Consider the following 16,697-nt stretch of genomic DNA (forward strand, 5'->3'; position numbering starts at 1 on the left):
TCGCGGAGAGACATTCATGGACCGTCGTTCGATCATCAAACATGCGGGAATCGCTGGCGTGCTGGCTGTGGGAGCCGCACCCGCAGTGCATGCCCAGGAGGCGGTCCGCTGGCGTCTGGCTGCGAGCTTTCCCAAGTCGCTGGACACCATCTTCGGCTCGGCCGAAATGTTCTCCAAGACGCTCAAGGCGATGTCGGGCGGCAAGTTCGAAGTCTCGGTGCATGCGGCCGGTGAGCTGATGCCCGCCTTCGGCGTGGTCGACGGCATCCAGAACGGCACCATCGAGATGGCGCTGACGGCGCCCTATTACTTCACCGGCAAGGACTACATCTTCGCCTTCGGCTGCGCCGTGCCCTTCGGCCTGACCGCCCGCCAGATGGATGCCTGGATGGAGCACGGCGGCGGCCGCAAGCTCATGGACGAGTTCTATGCCCAGTACAACATCAAGAGCCAGAGCGCAGGCAACACGGGCACCCAGATGGGCGGCTGGTTCCGCAAGGAGATCAAGTCGGTGGCCGATCTCAAGGGCCTGAAGATGCGCCTGGGCGGCGGCCTGTTCGGCGACGCCATGCTCAAGCTCGGCGTGGTCGCGCAGAACATGCCTGTGGGCGAGGTCTACCAGGCGCTTGAAAAGGGCACGCTGGATGCCGTGGAATTCGTGGGTCCGTACGACGACCAGAAGCTGGGCTTCAACAAGGTCGCTCCCTACTACTACTACCCCGGCTGGTGGGAAGGCGGCGCCGAGCTGGAGTTCTTCATCAACACCAAGGCGTATGCGGCCCTGTCGCCCGAGTACAAGGCCATGGTCGATTCGGCCTGCAACGTGGCAGCGCGCGACATGACGGCCAAGTACGACGCCAACAACCCCGTGGCGCTCAAGAAGCTGGTGGCCGACAAGACCCAGCTCAAGGCCTTCCCCAAGGACTTCATGGATGCCGGCTACAAGGCCGTCATGGAGATCATGGCCGAGCATGACGCCAAGTCGCCCATGTTCAAGAAGATCAACCAGAGCCTGCGCACCTTCCAGCGCGACCAGCTGCTGTGGGAGCGCTTCTCGGAGTTCCGCTACAACAGCTACATGACCACGGCCAAGCTGTAAGCAGGTCTGCAGCCAGCAGCACGCACAAGGACGGTCCATGCCTTCCACGCCTGCAGGCCAAGCCCGCGTCCCCTCTGCGAAATGCAGCGGGGACGGCGGGCTTTTTTGTTCCGATGATGTATGTGGGCCGAGCTGCCAAGAGCAGTCCGGCCTTTTTTGAATGCTCTCAAGCAGAGCGAATCAGGAGGAGACAGAGATGGACAGAAGAAAAGCACTCAAGCACGCCGGTCTGGCCGGCGTATTGACTGCCGCAGCGGCGCCAGCCGTTCATGCGCAGGCGGCGGTGCGCTGGCGCCTGGCGTCCAGCTTTCCGCGTTCGCTGGACACCATCTACGGCTCTGCCGAGGTGTTTTCCAAGGCGATCAAGGAAATGTCGGGCGGCAAGTTCGAGGTGTCGGTGCATGCGGCCGGCGAGCTGATGCCCGCCTTCGGCGTGGTCGATGGCGTGCAAAACGGCACGGTGGAGATCGCGCACACGGCGCCCTACTACTTCTTCGGCAAGAACGAGGCCTTTGCCATCGGCGGCGCCATTCCGTTCGGCATGAACTCGCGCCAGCTCACGGCCTGGAACGTGGACGGCAACGGCGGCAAGCTGATGCGCGAGTTCTATGCCGAATACGGCATCGTCAACTTCCTGGGCGGCAACACCGGCGCCCAGATGGGAGGCTGGTTCCGCAAGGAGGTCAAGACGACCGAGGACATCAAGGGCCTGAAGTTCCGCATCGGCGGCTTCGCGGGCCGGATCATCGAGCGCATGGGCGGCGTGCCCCAGAACATCCCGGGTGGCGAAATCTACCAGGCGCTGGAAAAGGGCACCATCGATGCGGCCGAATGGATCGGCCCCTATGACGACCTCAAGCTGGGCTTCAACAAGGTCGCGCCGTTCTACTACTACCCCGGCTGGTGGGAAGGCAGCCTGAACCTCGAGTTCTACGTGAACCAGAAGGCGCTGGCCGCGCTGACGCCCGAGCAGCGCGCCATGGTGCAGGCCGCCTCGCACGAGGCCCATGTGGTCACCCAGGCCCGCTACGACGCGCGCAATCCCGGCGCGCTCAAGCAACTGGTGGCCAGCAAGGCCAAGGTGCTGGCCTTCCCGCAGACCGTGCTCGATGCCTCCTACAAGACCACCATGGCGGTCTATGCGGAGCTGGCCGAGAAAAACCCTGCATGGAAGAAGATCTACAGCGACTACCGCAACTTCCAGCGCGACGAGGTGCTGTGGTTCCGCTTCGCCGAGGCGCGCTACGACGCCTTCATGTCGGCGCAGAAGCTGTGAAGTCGCGGCGCCCTCGGGCGTCATGCGCGAAAGCCGGGCACTGCCCGGCTTTTTTCATGCGCGCAGGGGACCGGCGCACGCCGGGGTCCGAACGAAAAAAGGCCCCGCGGTTGCGGGGCCTTTGCTGTCCTTGAGGGAGCCTGCGATCAGCTGCCGGACTTGCTCTCGCCCGGCGTGGCCGGCTGCTCGCGCTGCAGCTGGTCCTGCAGCGCCTTGAGCGCATCGTCCTCACCACCCGCCGGGGCCGAGGGCTCGCCAGGGGTGCCCTCGGGTGCGGGGGGCTGGTTCGCGCCGTCACCGTTGAACATGGGGTCGTTGAAGTCGATGGCCTCGGGCATGGATGCCTCCATCTCCTGGCGCACCTTGTCCAGGTCGTACTCCACCTTCTTGTCCAGCCCGCTGGAGACGATGCCGGGGAAGATGATGATCAGGGCCACCATGAGCAGCTGGATCAGCAGGAAGGGGATGGCGCCCGCATAGATCTGCATGGTGGTCACGGGCTCGGTCATCTTCTTGGTGACCTTGTCCACGTAGGCCTTGGCCGGGGCCACGCTGCGCAGGAAGAACAGCGCGAAGCCGAAGGGCGGGTGCATGAACGAGGTCTGCATGTTCACGGCCAGCAGCACGCCGAACCAGACCAGGTCGATGCCCAGCTTGTCGGCCACGGGGGCCAGCAGCGGCACGACGATGAAGGACAGCTCGAAGAAGTCCAGGAAGAAGGCCAGCACGAAGATCATGATGTTGACCACGATCAGGAAGCCGATCTCGCCGCCGGGCAGGGACACCAGCAGCTCCTCCACCCACTTGGGGCCGTCCACGCCCTGGAAGGTCAGGCCGAACATGGTCGCGCCGATCAGGATGAACATCACGAAGCACGACAGCTTGGTGGTGGACATCAGCGCCTGCTTGAGCAGGTCCATGCTCAGGCGGCCGCGCACGAAGGCCATGACGGCCGCGCCCAGTGCGCCCATGGCGCCGCCTTCGGTGGGGGTTGCCACGCCCAGGAAGATGGTGCCCAGCACCAGGAAGATCAGCAGCAGCGGCGGGATCAGCACGAAGGTCACGCGCTCGGCCATGCGGCTGAGCAGGTGAAGGCCCGTGAGCTTGTTGAACATGGCGGCGATGAAGGCCAGCGCCACGCCGAAGCACATGGACACCACGATGGTCTCGTCCAGAGCGACCTTCTCCACCACATCGCCGGACCACCAGGTGTGCAGCTGGGGCATGTACTGGGCGACCACCATCGAGGCGGCCACGCACAGCACGGTCAGCACCAGGGTGGAGGGCAGGCCGGAGTTGCCATTGGGCTCGCGCAGCGTGCGCGCCTCGGGCGGCAGGGCGGGCACCATGGCGGGCTTGAAGATGGCCAGCACGACGATGAACAGCGCATAGAAGCCCGTCAGCATCAGGCCCGGCAGGAAGGCGCCCTTGTACATGTCGCCCACGCTGCGGCCCAGCTGGTCGGCCAGCACGATCAGCACCAGGGACGGCGGAATGATCTGCGCCAGCGTGCCCGAGGCCGCGATCACGCCCGAGGCGACCCGGCGGTCATAGCCGTAGCGCATCATGATGGGCAGGGAGATCAGGCCCATGGAGATCACCGATGCCGCGACCACGCCCGTGGTCGCCGCCAGCAGCGCGCCCACGAAGATCACCGCAAAGGCCACGCCGCCGCGCACGGGGCCGAAGAGCTGGCCCACGGTCTCCAGCAGGTCCTCGGCCATGCCGCTTCGCTCCAGTATCAGCCCCATGAGGGTGAAGAACGGTATGGCCAGCATCGTCTCGTTCTGCATGATGCCGAAGATGCGCAGCGGAAGGGCCTGCAGCAGGGCTTCGGGCAGCACGCCCAGTTCGATGCCGACAAAGGCGAAGAACAGTCCGCAGGCGCCCAGGCTGAATGCCACGGGAAAACCCACGAGCAGGAAAAGTATCAGCCCCGCGAACATGATCGGGGCCAGGTTGTGGATCACGAATTCCATGATGTCTGTTTCCCCGATCAGGCGCCTTGCCCGCTTTTGTCCTTGGCTCCTGCCAGCCCGCGCAGGGCTTCGGCCAGGTCTTGCTCTGCGGTCTTCTCGCCCTTCTTGGCCGTGGGATCGTCGATCAGGCCCTTCAGGAAGGCGATGCGCTTGATCAGCTCCGACATGCCCTGCAGCAGCAGCAGCCCGAAGCCCAGGGGAATCATCAGGTAGACGGGCCAGCGCACCAGGCCGCCTGCGTTGCCCGACATCTCGCCGGTCTGGATGGCCTGGATCACGAACGGCGTGCCGAACCACAGGATGGCCAGCGCCATGGGGGTCAGGAAAAAGACGAAGCCGAAGATGTCGATCCAGATCTGCGTGCGCTTGGACAGGCGGCTGGCGATCACATCCACCTTCACGTGCTCGCCCTGCAGCAGCGTGTAGCCGGCGGCCAGCAGGAAGGAGGCGGCGAACAGGTACCACTGCACTTCGAGGTAGGCGTTCGAGCTGGTGTGCAACACCTTGCGCACGATGGCATTGATGCCGCTGATGACCGTCGAGGCCAGGATCAGCCAGATAAGGCATCGCCCGACCAGGCTGTTGAGCCAGTCGACCCCTCTTGAGAATTTGAGCAAAGCCTGCATGGTGTCTCCAAAAAGTAGGCTGTATTGGGTCCGTCGCCGTACGTCGGCCTGTAGGCCGGCGCGCAGCGCTCTTGTCGGCGCATGGACCAAAGCCGTCGATTCTACGGAGACCCGAACGCCGCAGGCGGCCTGCTCCCCCTAAAAGAAATCCGTGTGAACCCGAGGAAACGTCCCGTTCAGGTTGTCGCGCGGGGCCTGCGGGCTCCCAGTTTTCGGTACATCGTGGCCCGGCTGATGCCCAGCGCGCGGGCGGCCCGGGTCACATTGCCCTGGGCATCCTGCAGGGCCTGCTCGATCAGCACGCCCTCGCTGGCGCGCAGCGGGCTGGCCTGGGCGGCGGCAGCGAGTGCCGCCGTGCCCAGCGCAGGCAGCAACTGGCGCAGCTGGGGCCCGGGCTGCACCAGGGCCTGCAGCCGCAGGCCCGACCACAGCGGCAGGCGCAGCGGTTCGTTGGGGCGCTGGCGCGCATGCTCCACCAGCGCCGTCCAGGGCATGGCCAGCAGTTCGCTGCAGTGCAGCGGCTGGCCCGGCTGCGCCAGCGGCTGGGGCACCAGCTGGCGCGCCAGGGTATTGCTGCCCGCCACATGCCCTTCGGCGTCCACGGCCAGCAGGCCTTCGCCCTCCTGTCCCAGAGGCCCGCCGGGCCAGTTCAGGTGCAGCAGCAGCGCGTGGGGCAGGGCGCGCAGCAGCCGGTCCTCGATGGCGCGGGCGCAGCGCAGCGCCAGGTGCATCAGCTCGGGCCGCTCGGGCACGTCCACGCCCGTGATGTCCAGCATGCCCAGGCAGCGGCCGTCCGGGGCGTACAGCGGTGCGCCCGCGCAGCTGTAGTGGCGGTTGGCCTCGAAGAAATGCTCGGCCCGGTGCAGCCAGACGGGGCCGTGCTCGGCCAGGGCCGCACCGATGGCGGTGGTGCCCACGCCCTGCTCGGACAGGTCCACGCCCACACGGGCGATGGCCTGCACGCGGATGTCGCTGCGGTCCAGCGGCCCCTGCACGTCCAGCACGGTGCCGTGCGCATCGGTCAGCAGGCTGAAGTAGCGCATGGCGCCCACGGCGCCCACCAGCTGGGTCATCACGGGGTGCGCCGCCTGCAGCAGCGCCTCGTGGCCGTCACGTGCCTGGCGCAGCGCATGCGGCCCCAGCGCTTCGTAGACCACGCGCTCGCCCGGGCGGCGGCCTGCCGCCAGGCAGCGCTGCCAGGAGCGCCACAGCCAGGGCGCGATGCCGGCAGGGGGGGCGGGCAGAGTGGCAGGCGGCATGCCGGCCAGCGCCTGCTCGCCGAAGGCCAGGCTGCGGGCCCGGGCGATCTGCGCGTGGCGCGGATCGGCGGGGCAGGGCTGCGCGGCGTCGGGGCTCAGGGCGAACATGGGGCGGGGACTCCTGTGGCTGGCTGGCAAGGGATTGCGAACGGGCTGGCAGGCGGGCACGGTCGAAGCCGGGGGCGCAGGCGCAAGCGGTGCGGGCTGCGGCTGCGGTGACGACTGTGTCATTTTGAGAATATCCGCGCCGCCCGGCCCGGGCTTGCGGGTCAACCCTAGAACGGGCGCCTGCGGGCAGGGCGACCATGGCAGACGAGGTTTCCGGCGTTCCCCCACGTTCCAGATCACCGCCGAACACAGGCAGGAGACAGCACGATGAATGTCCAGCTCACCGTCAACGGGCGCGCGCAGCGCATCGACGTTCCACCCAACACCTTGCTCGTGCATGCGCTGCGCGAGCACCTGCGCCTGACCGGCACGCATGTGGGCTGCGACACCAGCCAGTGCGGGGCCTGCACCGTCATCGTCGACGGCCACGCCGTCAAGTCCTGCGCCATGCTGGCCGTGCAGGCCGAGGGCTGCGAGGTGCGCACCATCGAAGGGCTGGCGGATATCGACGGCGGCCTGCACCCCATGCAGGCGGCCTTCAAGGAGTGCCACGGCCTGCAATGCGGCTTTTGCACGCCGGGCATGGTCATGAGCGCCGTGGACCTGTGCCAGCGCCAGCCGTGCGCGGGTGAACGCGAGATCCGCGAGGCGCTGGAGGGCAACCTGTGCCGCTGCACGGGCTACCAGAACATCGTGGCCGCCGTGAAAAAGGGCAGCCAGGCCATGGCAGGGCCTGCGGCCTGAGCGCCGCAGGTCACCACAAGGAGACAGCCATGGGTGCATCCGACTTTTCCAAGCTCCCCCACATCGGCGAGCCCGTCAAGCGCAAGGAGGACTACCGCTTCCTCACGGGCGCGGGCCAGTACACCGACGACATCGCGCTGGCCGCCCAGGCCCATGCGGTGTTCGTGCGCTCGCCGCACGCGCATGCGCGTGTGCGCTCCGTGTCCACCGACGCGGCCAAGGCCGCGCCCGGCGTCATCGGCGTGCTCACGGGCGCCGACGTGGCGGCCGACAAGATCAACGGCCTGCCCTGCGGCTGGCTGATCACCAGCACCAACGGCGAGCCCATGAAGGAGCCGCCGCATCCCATCCTGGCGCTGGACACCGTGCGCTACGTGGGCGACCAGGTCGCCATGGTCGTGGCCGAGACGCTGGAGCAGGCGCGCGACGCGGCCGAGCTGGTGGAGGTGGACTACGACCCGCTGCCCGCCGTGGTGCTGGTGGCCGACGCGGCGGCCGGCAGCGTGCCCGGCGCGGTGGTGCACGACATCGCCCCCGACAACCACTGCTACAAATGGGCCATCGGCGACAAGGCCGCCGTGGATGCCGTGTTCGCCGGTGCCGCCCACATCGCCCAGCTGGACCTGGTCAACAACCGCCTGGTTCCCAACGCCATGGAGCCGCGCGCGGCCATCGGCAGCTACAGCCGCGCCAATGACGAGTACACGCTGTACGTGGCCAACCAGAACCCGCACGTCGAGCGGCTGCTGATGACGGCCTTCGTCATGGGCCTGCCCGAGCACAAGGTGCGCGTGATCGCGCCCGACGTGGGCGGCGGCTTCGGCTCCAAGATCTTCCTGTATGCCGAGGATGTCTGCCTGACCTGGGGTGCGCGAAAGCTCAATCGCTGCATCAAGTGGACGGCCGACCGCAGCGAGTCCTTCCTCACCGACGCGCATGGCCGCGACCACGTCAGCCATGCCGAGATGGCCATGGACGCCAGCGGCAAGTTCCTGGCCATGCGCGTGCACACGGATGCCAACCTGGGCGCCTACCTGAGCACCTTCGCCAGCGCCGTGCCCACCATCCTCTATGCCACCTTGCTGGCCGGCCAGTACGCCACGCCCCAGGTCTATGTGGAAGTCGATGCCTGGTTCACCCACACCGCGCCCGTCGATGCCTACCGGGGCGCGGGCCGGCCCGAGGCCACCTACCTGCTGGAGCGCCTGGTCAGCCGCTGCGCCTGGCAGCTGAACCTGTCCCAGGCCGAGATACGGCGGCGCAACTTCGTCACCAGCTTCCCCTACCAGACGCCCGTGGCCCTGCAGTACGACGTGGGCGACTACGGCGCCTGCATGGACAAGGCCGAGGCCCTGGCCGACGTGGCCGGCTTTGCCGCGCGCCGTGCCGACAGCGAGGCGCGGGGCCTCAGGCGCGGCCTGGGCTACAGCAGCTACATCGAGGCCTGCGGCCTGGCGCCCAGCAACATCGCGGGCGCCCTGGGCGCGCGGGCCGGCCTGTTCGAATGCGGCGAGGTGCGCGTGCACCCCACGGGCAGCGTCACCGTGTTCACGGGCTCGCACAGCCATGGCCAGGGGCACGAGACCACCTTCGCCCAGGTGGTGGCCGCGCGCCTGGGGATACCCGTGGAGAACGTGGACATCGTCCACGGCGACACGGGCCGTGTGCCGTTCGGCATGGGCACCTATGGCTCGCGCTCCATCAGCGTGGGCGGCGCGGCCATCATGAAGGCGCTGGACAAGATCGAGGCCAAGGCCAAGAAGATCGCGGCCCACCTGATGGAGGCCAGCGACGCCGACATCGACTTCGCGGGCGGCGAGTTCACGGTGCGCGGCACGGACAAGAAAATCCCCTTCGCCCAGATCGCGCTCACCGCCTATGTGCCGCACAACTACCCGCTGGACAAGCTGGAGCCCGGCCTCAATGAAACCGCCTTCTACGACCCCACCAACTTCACCTTTCCCGCAGGCACCTACATCTGCGAGGTCGAGGTGGACCCGGCCACGGGCGTGGTGCGCGTGGACCGCTTCAGCGCCGTGGACGACTTCGGCACCATCATCAATCCCATGATCGTCGAGGGCCAGGTGCACGGCGGCGTGGCCCAGGGCATAGGCCAGGCGCTGCTGGAAAACTGCGTCTACGACCGCGAGACCGGCCAACTGCTCACCGGCAGCTTCATGGACTACGCCATGCCGCGCGCCGACGATTTCCCCGAATTCAAGCTCGGCACCGTCTGCACGCCCTGCACGCACAACCCGCTGGGCACCAAGGGCTGCGGCGAGGCGGGGGCCATAGGCTCGCCGCCCGCCGTCATCAATGCCGTGCTCGACGCACTGCATCCCCTGGGTGTCAGGGACCTGGACATGCCGGCCAGCCCGCACCGTGTCTGGTCGGCCATCGACGCCGCAGCCACCTCCTGAGGAGAGCGCCATGTACGCATTCACCTATGAAGCCCCTGGCAACACGGCCGACGCCGCTGCCCTGGCCGCCCAGGGCGGCCAGTACCTGGCCGGAGGCCAAAGCCTGCTGCCATCGATGCGCCTGCGCCTGGCGCGGCCCGAACAGATCGTGGACCTGAACCGCGTCCAGGGCCTGGCCGGCATCGCCGTCAACGGCCAGACCGTGGAAATCCGCGCCATGACGCGCCATGCCGACGTGGCCGCCAACCCGCAGGTCCAGGCCGCCATCCCGGCCCTGGCCGAGCTGGCCGGCGGCATCGGCGACCGCCAGGTGCGTGCGCGCGGCACCATCGGCGGCTCGCTGGCCAACAACGACCCCGCTGCCTGCTACCCCAGCGCCGTGCTGGGCCTGGGTGCCACCGTCGTCACCGACCGGCGCGAGATCGCGGCCGACGACTTCTTCCAGGGCATGTACACCACGGCGCTGGGCAGCGGCGAGCTGATCATGGCCGTGCGCTTTCCCGTGCCGAAGAAGGCCGCCTACCTCAAGTTCAAGCAGCCCGCCTCGCGCTTCGCCCTGGTGGGCGTCTTCGTCGCCCAGACCGACAGCGGCGTGCGCGTGGCCATCACGGGCGCCGGGCTCAGCGTGTTCCGCCATGCGGGGCTGGAGGCCGCGCTCAACCAGAGCTTCACGCCCGACGCGGCCGCCCAGGTGCTGATCGACCATGCCGACCTCAACAGCGACCTGCATGCCAGCGCGCGCTACCGGGCGCAGTTGATCAGCGTGCAGACGCAGCGTGCGGTATCGCAGATGCTGGGGTGACTATGGTGACCCCCTGAGTCGCTTCGCGCCTTCCCCCTTGAAGGGGGACGACACCCTCGGTGCGGGGCGGCCCTTCCTCGGTGTCCCTGAGTTGGATTGCGCCAGTTTTGCGCAGCGCAGACGAAGCGCAGTTTCATGACGATTGGATAAGGACTGAATGAAGGTTCCCGAGCAAGCCATTGCCTCCATAGACGCCCTGGTCGCCGCGCTGCAGGCCGAAGGCTATTTCGCCGACCGGCGCCTGGCCACGGCCGTCTTCCTGGCCCTGCGGCTGCAGCGGCCGCTGCTGCTGGAAGGCGAGCCCGGCGTGGGCAAGACCGCGCTGGCCCAGGCGCTGGCGCGCGTGCTGGAGCGCCGCCTGATCCGGCTGCAGTGCTATGACGGCATGGAGCAGCGCGAGGCGCTGTATGAATGGAACTACGCGGCCCAGCTGCTGCACCTGCGCGCGGCCGAGCTGGCCTCGGCGCAGCCCGCGGCCGCACCGCAGCAGGACCGACTGCAGCGCGCCGAGCAGGAGGTCTACCAGGAGCGCTACCTGGTAAGCCGCCCGCTGCTGCAGGCCCTGCAGCAGCCCGAGCCCGGCGCCGTGCTGCTGATCGACGAGATCGATCGTGCCGACGAGCCCTTCGAGGCCTTCCTGCTGGAGTACCTGGGCGAGTACCAGGTCAGCATTCCCGAGCTGGGCACGGTGGCGGCACGCGTGCCGCCCGTGACCGTGCTCACCAGCAACCGCACGCGCGACCTGCACGACGCCGTCAAGCGCCGCTGCCTCTACCACTGGCTGGACTATCCCGGGCGCGAGCGCGAGCTGGCCATCGTGCGCGCCCTGGTGCCCGGGGCCGGGCAGGCCCTGACCGCCCAGGTGGCGAGCTTCGTGGGACGGCTGCGCAGCCAGCCCTTTGCCGACGCCTTCCAGCGCGTGCCCGGCATTGCCGAAAGCGTGGAATGGGCCAAGGCCCTGGTGGCGCTGGACACCCTGGGGGTCGATCCCGAAGTCGTGCACGACACGGCCGGCATCCTCTTCAAGCAGCGCGAGGACGTGGCCGCGCTCACACCCGAGCGGCTGCAGCAACTGCTGGCGCCGGAGCCCGCGCCGTGACGGCTGGGGCAGCCGGTGCGGCCGGTGCCGCCGATGGGGGCGAGCGCACCAGCTGGCTGGGCGATGCGCGCAGCGGCAAGCTCGCCGGCAACTTGGTCGGCTTTGCGCGTGCGCTGCGCCGTGCGGGCGTGCCCGTGGATGGCGGGCGCATGGCGCTGGCCCAGCAGGCCCTGTCCCTGGTCGGCCTGGCGCGCGAGGACATGGCCGCAGCGCTGGAGGCCGTATTTGTGAGCAACGCCCAGGACCGCGCCGTGTTCCGCGAACTGTTCGACGCCTACTTCCGCAATCCCGACGTGGCCAGGCAACTGCTGGCCCAGTTGCTGCCGCAGGCGCCCCGGCCGTCCGCGCCGCGCCACCGCCCGCGCGTGCAGGAAGCCCTGTCGCCCCGCCAGGCCGGCGAGGGCAGGGCCGCCGTCGATGAAGAGCTGAAGCTGGACGCCGCCATGACGGCCAGCGAGCGCTACCGCCTGCGCCATGCCGACTTCAACCAGCTCAGCGCCAGCGAATACCTGCTGGTGCAGCGCCTGGCCAGGGACATTGCCCTTCCCTTGCCCCGCTACCGCAGCCGCCGCACGCGCACCGGCCAGCGCGGCGCGGTGCCCGACTGGGCTGCCAGCCTGCGCGCGGCATCGCACCACGGCGGCGAAATGCTGCAGCTGCTGCGGCGCGAACGGCGGCGCCTGCCGCTGCCCTGGCTGGCCCTGGTCGATGTCTCGGGCTCCATGGAGCGCTATGCGCGGCTGCTGCTGGCCTTCCTGCACGCGGCCACCGGCACGCAGCGCCATGCGGGCCTGCGCCGCCAGGTCTTCAGCTTCGGCACCGAGCTGCGCGACCTGGGCCCGGCCTTTGCCCAGGCCGATACAGACGCCATGCTCGAGCGCGCCAACGCCGCCATTGCCGACTTTGGCGGCGGCACGCGCCTGGGCAGCAGCCTGGGCGAACTGCGCCGCCTGCATGCGCGCCACCAGGTTTCAGGCCTGGTGGGCCGGCGCACCCTGGTGCTCATCATCAGCGACGGCCTGGACACCGGCGATGCCGCCGAGCTGGACCGCGAACTGGCCTGGCTGCGCCGCCACAGCGCGCGGCTGCTGTGGCTCAACCCGCTGCTGCGCTTTGACGGGTATGCCCCACTGGCCCAGGGGGCGGCCGTGCTGCATCGTCATGCCCATGCCATGCTTGCGGTACACAACCTGGAATCGCTGCAGCAACTGGCCGTTCACCTGGCGCGGCTGCTGGCGGCGCCAGGCCGCTGAGCCGCTTGCGGCCACCCCCATCGCAGAAAGGAATTGCCATGGAAATGCAAGCCAGCCGTTCCCTCGCCGTCAGCCAGCAGCAGGCCTGGGAGGCGCTCAACGATCCCGAAACGCTCAAGGCCTGCCTGGCCGGCTGCGACCGCTTCGAACCCCAGGGCGATGACCAGTACGCCGTGGGCATGGCGGTCAAGGTGGGGCCGGTATCGGCCAAGTTCAGCGGCAAGGTCACGCTGTCCGACATCACGCCGCCCGAGCGCTACCGCATCGCCTTTGAAGGCCAGGGCGGCGTGGCCGGCTTCGGCAAGGGCGAGGCCGACGTCACCCTCACCCCCGAGACCGACGACGCCGCAGGCCAGCCGCGCTGCCTGCTCAGCTACAGCGTGCAGGCCCAGGTCGGCGGCAAGATCGCCCAGCTGGGCCAGCGGCTGATCGACGGCGCCGCCCGCAACATGGCCGACGACTTCTTCGCGCGCTTCGACACGCTGATGCAGCAGCGCCACCCGCGCGCGCCCGCAGCGCCTGCCGATGCAGGCGACACCGCCGACCTGTCCCACCTGCCTGCCGGCCTGGCCGATGAAACCGGCCACATCGAGCCCACCGTGGACGCCCAGGCCTGGGAGCACGACGCCGCAGCCGGCGTGGCCACGCCGCTGGATGCCGCACCGGCCACCGAGGCCGAGGAACGCTCGCGCCGCGCCATCCCGCTGTGGTGCTGGGGGCTGGCCATCGTCGTCGTCCTGGGCGCCGGCTGGCTGCTTTCGCGGTACTAGGGCGCTCCCCCTGAGCGGCTGCGCCGCTTCCCCCTCTCTCTCGCTTCGCGGGAGGGGGACGACGCCCTCGGCTGGGCGCCCCCGCCGCGAGGCGGCTCTTGCTCGGCGTCTCTGGCCTCAGATTTGTTGTGGCTTCTATGCTTCGCCCTGCGCTACCAAGCCCTTTTTACATGCTGCTGCACCCTTCTTGATGCAGAGAGACAATAGCCGCCGAAAAACGCCAGGCGCCCAGCTGCACAGGCAAGCCAGGTGCCGGCGTGGAGATTTGCAATGGAAAACCTGGATGTTCATGTTCTGCGCCACCTCGCGCAATGGCGCGCTCAGGGCGAGCGCGCGCTGCTGGCCACGGTGGTGCGTACCTGGGGCTCGTCGCCCCGGCCCATCGGCTCCATCATGGCGCTCGGGGCCTCGGGCGCCGTGGTCGGCTCCGTGTCCGGCGGCTGCATCGAGGACGACCTGATCGCCCGCTACAGCCACGCCTCGGACGCCGACGCCCTGCGCGACGGCGCGCCCCGGCTGCTGCGCTACGGCGTCAGCGCCGAGGAGGCCCACCGCTTCGGCCTGCCCTGCGGCGGCACGCTGGAGCTGCTGCTCGAATTCAATCCCGACGCTGCTGCGCTGCAGCAACTCGTCCAATGGCTGGACGAAGGCCGCATGGTGCGGCGCACCGTGGACAAGGCCACCGGCCAGGTCGCCCAGCAGGTCAGCGATGCGCCCGAGCCGCTGGTGCATGACGGGCAGCAGGTCGCCAACAGCTTCGGCCCCGAGTACCGCATGCTGCTCATCGGCGCAGGCCAGCTGTCCGAATACCTGGCCACCATGGCGCTGTTCAACGGCTTTGCGGTCACCGTCTGCGACCCGCGCGAGGAATACAGCCGCCACTGGAGCGTGGCCGGCGTGCAGCTGTCGCGCGAGATGCCCGACGACCTTGTGCGCACCATGCGCGCCGATGCGCGCACCTGCATCATCGGCCTCACGCACGACCCCAAGCTCGACGACCTGGCCCTCATGGAAGCCCTGGAATCCCCGGCCTTCTACGTCGGCGCCATCGGCTCGCGCCGCAACACCGCGCTGCGCCTGCAGCGCCTGAGCGAGCACTTCGGCCTGGGCGACGCGCAACTGGCGCGCCTGCGTGGCCCCATCGGCCTGTACATAGGCAGCAAGACGCCTCCCGAAATCGCCGTCAGCATCATGGCCGAGGTCCTGGCCGCCAAGAACGGCGTGGCCCTGCCGCGCGGCATGACCGTGGAAGAAGGCAAGCTCGCCGCAGCCCAGCCCCCGCAGCCGCTGGAGGATGACGGGCCCGAGGGCATCACGCCCCTGGTGTGCGGGGTGGGTTAGACGGGGCGCCGCAGGCGGGTGGCATGGGGCTGCAGTGACGGGAGTTGAGGCGCTATATTGATCGATCTTCTTTCATAGAGGGAGGCGATCATGTGTTTGGCTGGGAATGAGGCCGGCTTGCCCGGCACGATTGTCGGCAATCCTGTGGCGAAATGGTTCGGAGGCGCGGCGTGAGCGGCGCTCGTCCGCTGGCTGCCGGCCTGGCCGCCAGCCTCTCCGTGGCAACAGGCTATCTGCCGATTGCTTTTTCCTTTGGCGTGGCGGCCGTTCAGGCGGGTCTTGCTCCATCCATTGCGGTGCTGGCTTCCGTGCTGGTCTATGCCGGAGCCAGCCAGTTCCTGCTGATTTCGTTGCTGGCTTCGGGAGCCGGGCTGTGGACCGCTTTGCCCACGGTGCTGTTGATGAATGCGCGGCATGTGCTGTATGGCCCGGCCCTGCAGGTGGTGCTGGGGCCGCGGCAGCGCCTGGCCACGCCCTGGTTGGCCTTTGGCCTGACCGACGAGGTGTTTGCCACCGCCATGAGCAAGATGCAGGGCGTGCCAGAGGCCGAGCGCGAGCACTGGCTTCTGGGCCTGCAACTTGGCGCCTACGCGGCCTGGGTGGGCGGCACGGTGATGGGGGTGACGCTGGTGGGCGAGGTGGATCGGTGGCCGGCAGCCGTCCGCGAGGGGCTGGCCTTTGTTCTGCCGGCATTGTTCTTTGCGCTGCTGCTGGAGGCGGGGGTGCTGCGCTGGTGGCGTGCGGTGCTCACGGCCGCCGTGGTCGCTGCGGTGCTGGTTTGGTTCATTCCGGGCTACCACGCACTGGCGCTGGCGATCCTGTGCGGTGCGCTGGCGCATGCGGCCACGGCCGATAAGGGCTGATCACCATGTCGTACACATTCTGGATCTTGCTATTGTGCGGTGCCGGCACCTTTGGCCTGCGCTGGTTGCCGTTGTGGCAGGCACGCCGCAGAGGGCACTCTTCACGGGCGTCCCCGCAGGTGCAGAGGTGGCTGGCGGGTGTCGGGCCCGCCGCCATCGCTGCCCTGTTCGTGGTGTCAACCTGGGGGCTGTTGGTCAGCGATGTCCGCTGGGGGCGGGTGGCCGTGATCGCCGTGGCTTTGCTGGCCATCTGCCTCGCACGCCTGGTGCAGGGAGGCATTGCCATGCCGACCTTGGCTGGTGCGCTGACCTACGGCCTGCTGGCCCATTTCAAGCCCTGGTGATGTCAGTGCGGCTGGGCATGGAAGGCCTTGTTGGCAATCTTCCAGCCCGCTTCCGTCTTGAGCAGCACGAAGTAGTCGATGAAGGTGATGGCGCCGTGCACCAGGGTGATCTTGGCGCTGGCCGCCGTACCGCCGATGTCGATGGCGTCGATGCTGCGGCGGCGCGTGGCCTCGTCGGCGGCGGGCTGGCCCTTGAAGCGCGCGCAGTAGGTGTCGATGTCCCAGGAGGTCAGCGGGCCTTCGCGCACGCTTTCGATGCGGGCGGTGGGCAAGAAGGCGGCGCGCATGTGGGCGCTGTTGTCCTCGGCATGGCCGCGCATGTACAGCTCCAGCGGCACGCGCACGGCGGCTTCTTCGGGGTGGTCGGTCAGGCGTGGGTTGGCAGTCGTCATGGTGTTCTCCTGGGACGGATGGATGGCGGCCTGCGCCTGCAGGCCGGCGGCCGCGCATGGTAGCCACAAGCGCGGGGTGCAGTCCAACGGGGTGCCAGGCGCGACCTGCGCCGGGTTGGAGTGCAATGCCTTGTTTTCAATGGACTTTCGGGCTGATGCGCCCTGCATTGGCCGTGCCTGGGTCAACAGTGTTGTGAGCGCCGTGCCCTGTCTGAGGCCCTGCCGACGGGTGGCCGACCTGTTTCCGAAAACGCTCTGGCCAGGGCGGGTAAAGCCGGGGTAAAGCGGGGGTAATGCCTGCGTAAAACGGCGATCTGCCTCG

Annotated in this window: 15 protein-coding genes; 11 read left to right on the forward strand and 4 right to left on the reverse strand. The window is 68.6% G+C overall.

The genetic code is table 11. The features are described 5' to 3' along the window. Positions 1-16: 16 nt before the first annotated feature. Together PO605_RS01535 and PO605_RS01540 are read left to right on the forward strand one after the other, a co-directional pair. Positions 17-1,099 (forward strand): TRAP transporter substrate-binding protein, encoded by a 1,083-nt coding sequence (locus PO605_RS01535; protein WP_047470004.1) that lies wholly within the window; start codon positions 17-19, stop codon positions 1,097-1,099. A 196-nt stretch (positions 1,100-1,295) separates the two neighbouring features. Further along, positions 1,296-2,375 (forward strand): TRAP transporter substrate-binding protein, encoded by a 1,080-nt coding sequence (locus PO605_RS01540; protein ID WP_016448928.1) that lies wholly within the window; start codon positions 1,296-1,298, stop codon positions 2,373-2,375. A 146-nt stretch (positions 2,376-2,521) separates the two neighbouring features. Here PO605_RS01540 and PO605_RS01545 read toward each other — a convergent pair whose 3' ends face one another. From PO605_RS01545 to PO605_RS01555, 3 genes are all read right to left on the reverse strand, one after another. Beyond that, positions 2,522-4,354 (reverse strand): TRAP transporter large permease, encoded by a 1,833-nt coding sequence (locus PO605_RS01545; RefSeq protein ID WP_047470002.1) that lies wholly within the window; start codon positions 4,352-4,354, stop codon positions 2,522-2,524. 17 nt (positions 4,355-4,371) lie between these two features. Further along, the gene (locus PO605_RS01550; RefSeq protein ID WP_016448926.1) at positions 4,372-4,980 is read right to left on the reverse strand and encodes a TRAP transporter small permease subunit; all 609 of its coding nucleotides are present in this window, start codon (positions 4,978-4,980) and stop codon (positions 4,372-4,374) included. A gap of 176 nt (positions 4,981-5,156) precedes the next feature. Continuing rightward, positions 5,157-6,347, reverse strand: coding sequence for a helix-turn-helix domain-containing protein (locus PO605_RS01555; protein ID WP_016448925.1), 1,191 nt, complete (start codon positions 6,345-6,347; stop codon positions 5,157-5,159). A gap of 267 nt (positions 6,348-6,614) precedes the next feature. On the opposite strand from PO605_RS01555, the gene PO605_RS01560 reads away from it, so the two are divergent. The 9 genes from PO605_RS01560 to PO605_RS01600 all read left to right on the forward strand — a co-directional run bounded on the left by PO605_RS01560 (position 6,615) and on the right by PO605_RS01600 (position 15,983). Further along, positions 6,615-7,091, forward strand: a complete 477-nt coding sequence (locus PO605_RS01560; protein WP_047470666.1) for a (2Fe-2S)-binding protein — start codon at positions 6,615-6,617, stop codon at positions 7,089-7,091. Between the two features lie 29 nt (positions 7,092-7,120). Next, entirely contained in the window at positions 7,121-9,511 is a 2,391-nt protein-coding gene (locus PO605_RS01565; RefSeq protein WP_272205826.1) for a xanthine dehydrogenase family protein molybdopterin-binding subunit, read from the forward strand. Positions 9,512-9,521: 10 nt separating this feature from the next. Continuing rightward, positions 9,522-10,313, forward strand: coding sequence for an FAD binding domain-containing protein (locus PO605_RS01570; protein WP_272205827.1), 792 nt, complete (start codon positions 9,522-9,524; stop codon positions 10,311-10,313). Between the two features lie 157 nt (positions 10,314-10,470). After that, positions 10,471-11,412 (forward strand): AAA family ATPase, encoded by a 942-nt coding sequence (locus tag PO605_RS01575; RefSeq protein ID WP_272205828.1) that lies wholly within the window; start codon positions 10,471-10,473, stop codon positions 11,410-11,412. Further along, complete coding sequence (locus PO605_RS01580) at positions 11,409-12,665, forward strand: vWA domain-containing protein (RefSeq protein WP_272205829.1); 1,257 nt, start codon at positions 11,409-11,411, stop codon at positions 12,663-12,665. The genes PO605_RS01575 and PO605_RS01580 overlap by 4 nt, the downstream gene beginning before the upstream one ends. A gap of 38 nt (positions 12,666-12,703) precedes the next feature. Continuing rightward, positions 12,704-13,435: a CoxG family protein gene (locus PO605_RS01585; protein WP_047472451.1), complete on the forward strand. Its 732-nt coding sequence runs from the start codon at positions 12,704-12,706 to the stop codon at positions 13,433-13,435. Positions 13,436-13,705: 270 nt separating this feature from the next. Next, a complete protein-coding gene (locus PO605_RS01590) occupies positions 13,706-14,776 on the forward strand; it encodes an XdhC family protein (RefSeq protein WP_047472450.1) in 1,071 nt (356 codons plus the stop codon). 170 nt (positions 14,777-14,946) lie between these two features. Further along, complete coding sequence (locus tag PO605_RS01595) at positions 14,947-15,639, forward strand: AzlC family ABC transporter permease (RefSeq protein WP_047472449.1); 693 nt, start codon at positions 14,947-14,949, stop codon at positions 15,637-15,639. 5 nt (positions 15,640-15,644) lie between these two features. Continuing rightward, positions 15,645-15,983, forward strand: a complete 339-nt coding sequence (locus PO605_RS01600) for an AzlD domain-containing protein (protein WP_047472448.1) — start codon at positions 15,645-15,647, stop codon at positions 15,981-15,983. A gap of 2 nt (positions 15,984-15,985) precedes the next feature. Here PO605_RS01600 and PO605_RS01605 read toward each other — a convergent pair whose 3' ends face one another. After that, positions 15,986-16,375, reverse strand: a complete 390-nt coding sequence (locus PO605_RS01605) for a nuclear transport factor 2 family protein (RefSeq protein WP_047472453.1) — start codon at positions 16,373-16,375, stop codon at positions 15,986-15,988. Positions 16,376-16,697 lie beyond the last annotated feature (322 nt).

It is taken from the genome of Delftia sp. DT-2, from assembly GCF_028401915.1.
In the GTDB taxonomy this organism is placed as follows: Bacteria; Pseudomonadota; Gammaproteobacteria; order Burkholderiales; family Burkholderiaceae_C; genus Comamonas; species Comamonas tsuruhatensis.

Coding starts and splice junctions, on each gene's coding strand:
- PO605_RS01535 (WP_047470004.1), top strand. CDS start 17: ATGGACCGTCGTTCGATCATCAAACATGCGGGAATCGCTGGCGTGCTG.
- PO605_RS01540 (WP_016448928.1), top strand. CDS start 1,296: ATGGACAGAAGAAAAGCACTCAAGCACGCCGGTCTGGCCGGCGTATTG.
- PO605_RS01545 (WP_047470002.1), bottom strand. CDS start 4,354: ATGGAATTCGTGATCCACAACCTGGCCCCGATCATGTTCGCGGGGCTG.
- PO605_RS01550 (WP_016448926.1), bottom strand. CDS start 4,980: ATGCAGGCTTTGCTCAAATTCTCAAGAGGGGTCGACTGGCTCAACAGC.
- PO605_RS01555 (WP_016448925.1), bottom strand. CDS start 6,347: ATGTTCGCCCTGAGCCCCGACGCCGCGCAGCCCTGCCCCGCCGATCCG.
- PO605_RS01560 (WP_047470666.1), top strand. CDS start 6,615: ATGAATGTCCAGCTCACCGTCAACGGGCGCGCGCAGCGCATCGACGTT.
- PO605_RS01565 (WP_272205826.1), top strand. CDS start 7,121: ATGGGTGCATCCGACTTTTCCAAGCTCCCCCACATCGGCGAGCCCGTC.
- PO605_RS01570 (WP_272205827.1), top strand. CDS start 9,522: ATGTACGCATTCACCTATGAAGCCCCTGGCAACACGGCCGACGCCGCT.
- PO605_RS01575 (WP_272205828.1), top strand. CDS start 10,471: ATGAAGGTTCCCGAGCAAGCCATTGCCTCCATAGACGCCCTGGTCGCC.
- PO605_RS01585 (WP_047472451.1), top strand. CDS start 12,704: ATGGAAATGCAAGCCAGCCGTTCCCTCGCCGTCAGCCAGCAGCAGGCC.
- PO605_RS01590 (WP_047472450.1), top strand. CDS start 13,706: ATGGAAAACCTGGATGTTCATGTTCTGCGCCACCTCGCGCAATGGCGC.
- PO605_RS01600 (WP_047472448.1), top strand. CDS start 15,645: ATGTCGTACACATTCTGGATCTTGCTATTGTGCGGTGCCGGCACCTTT.
- PO605_RS01605 (WP_047472453.1), bottom strand. CDS start 16,375: ATGACGACTGCCAACCCACGCCTGACCGACCACCCCGAAGAAGCCGCC.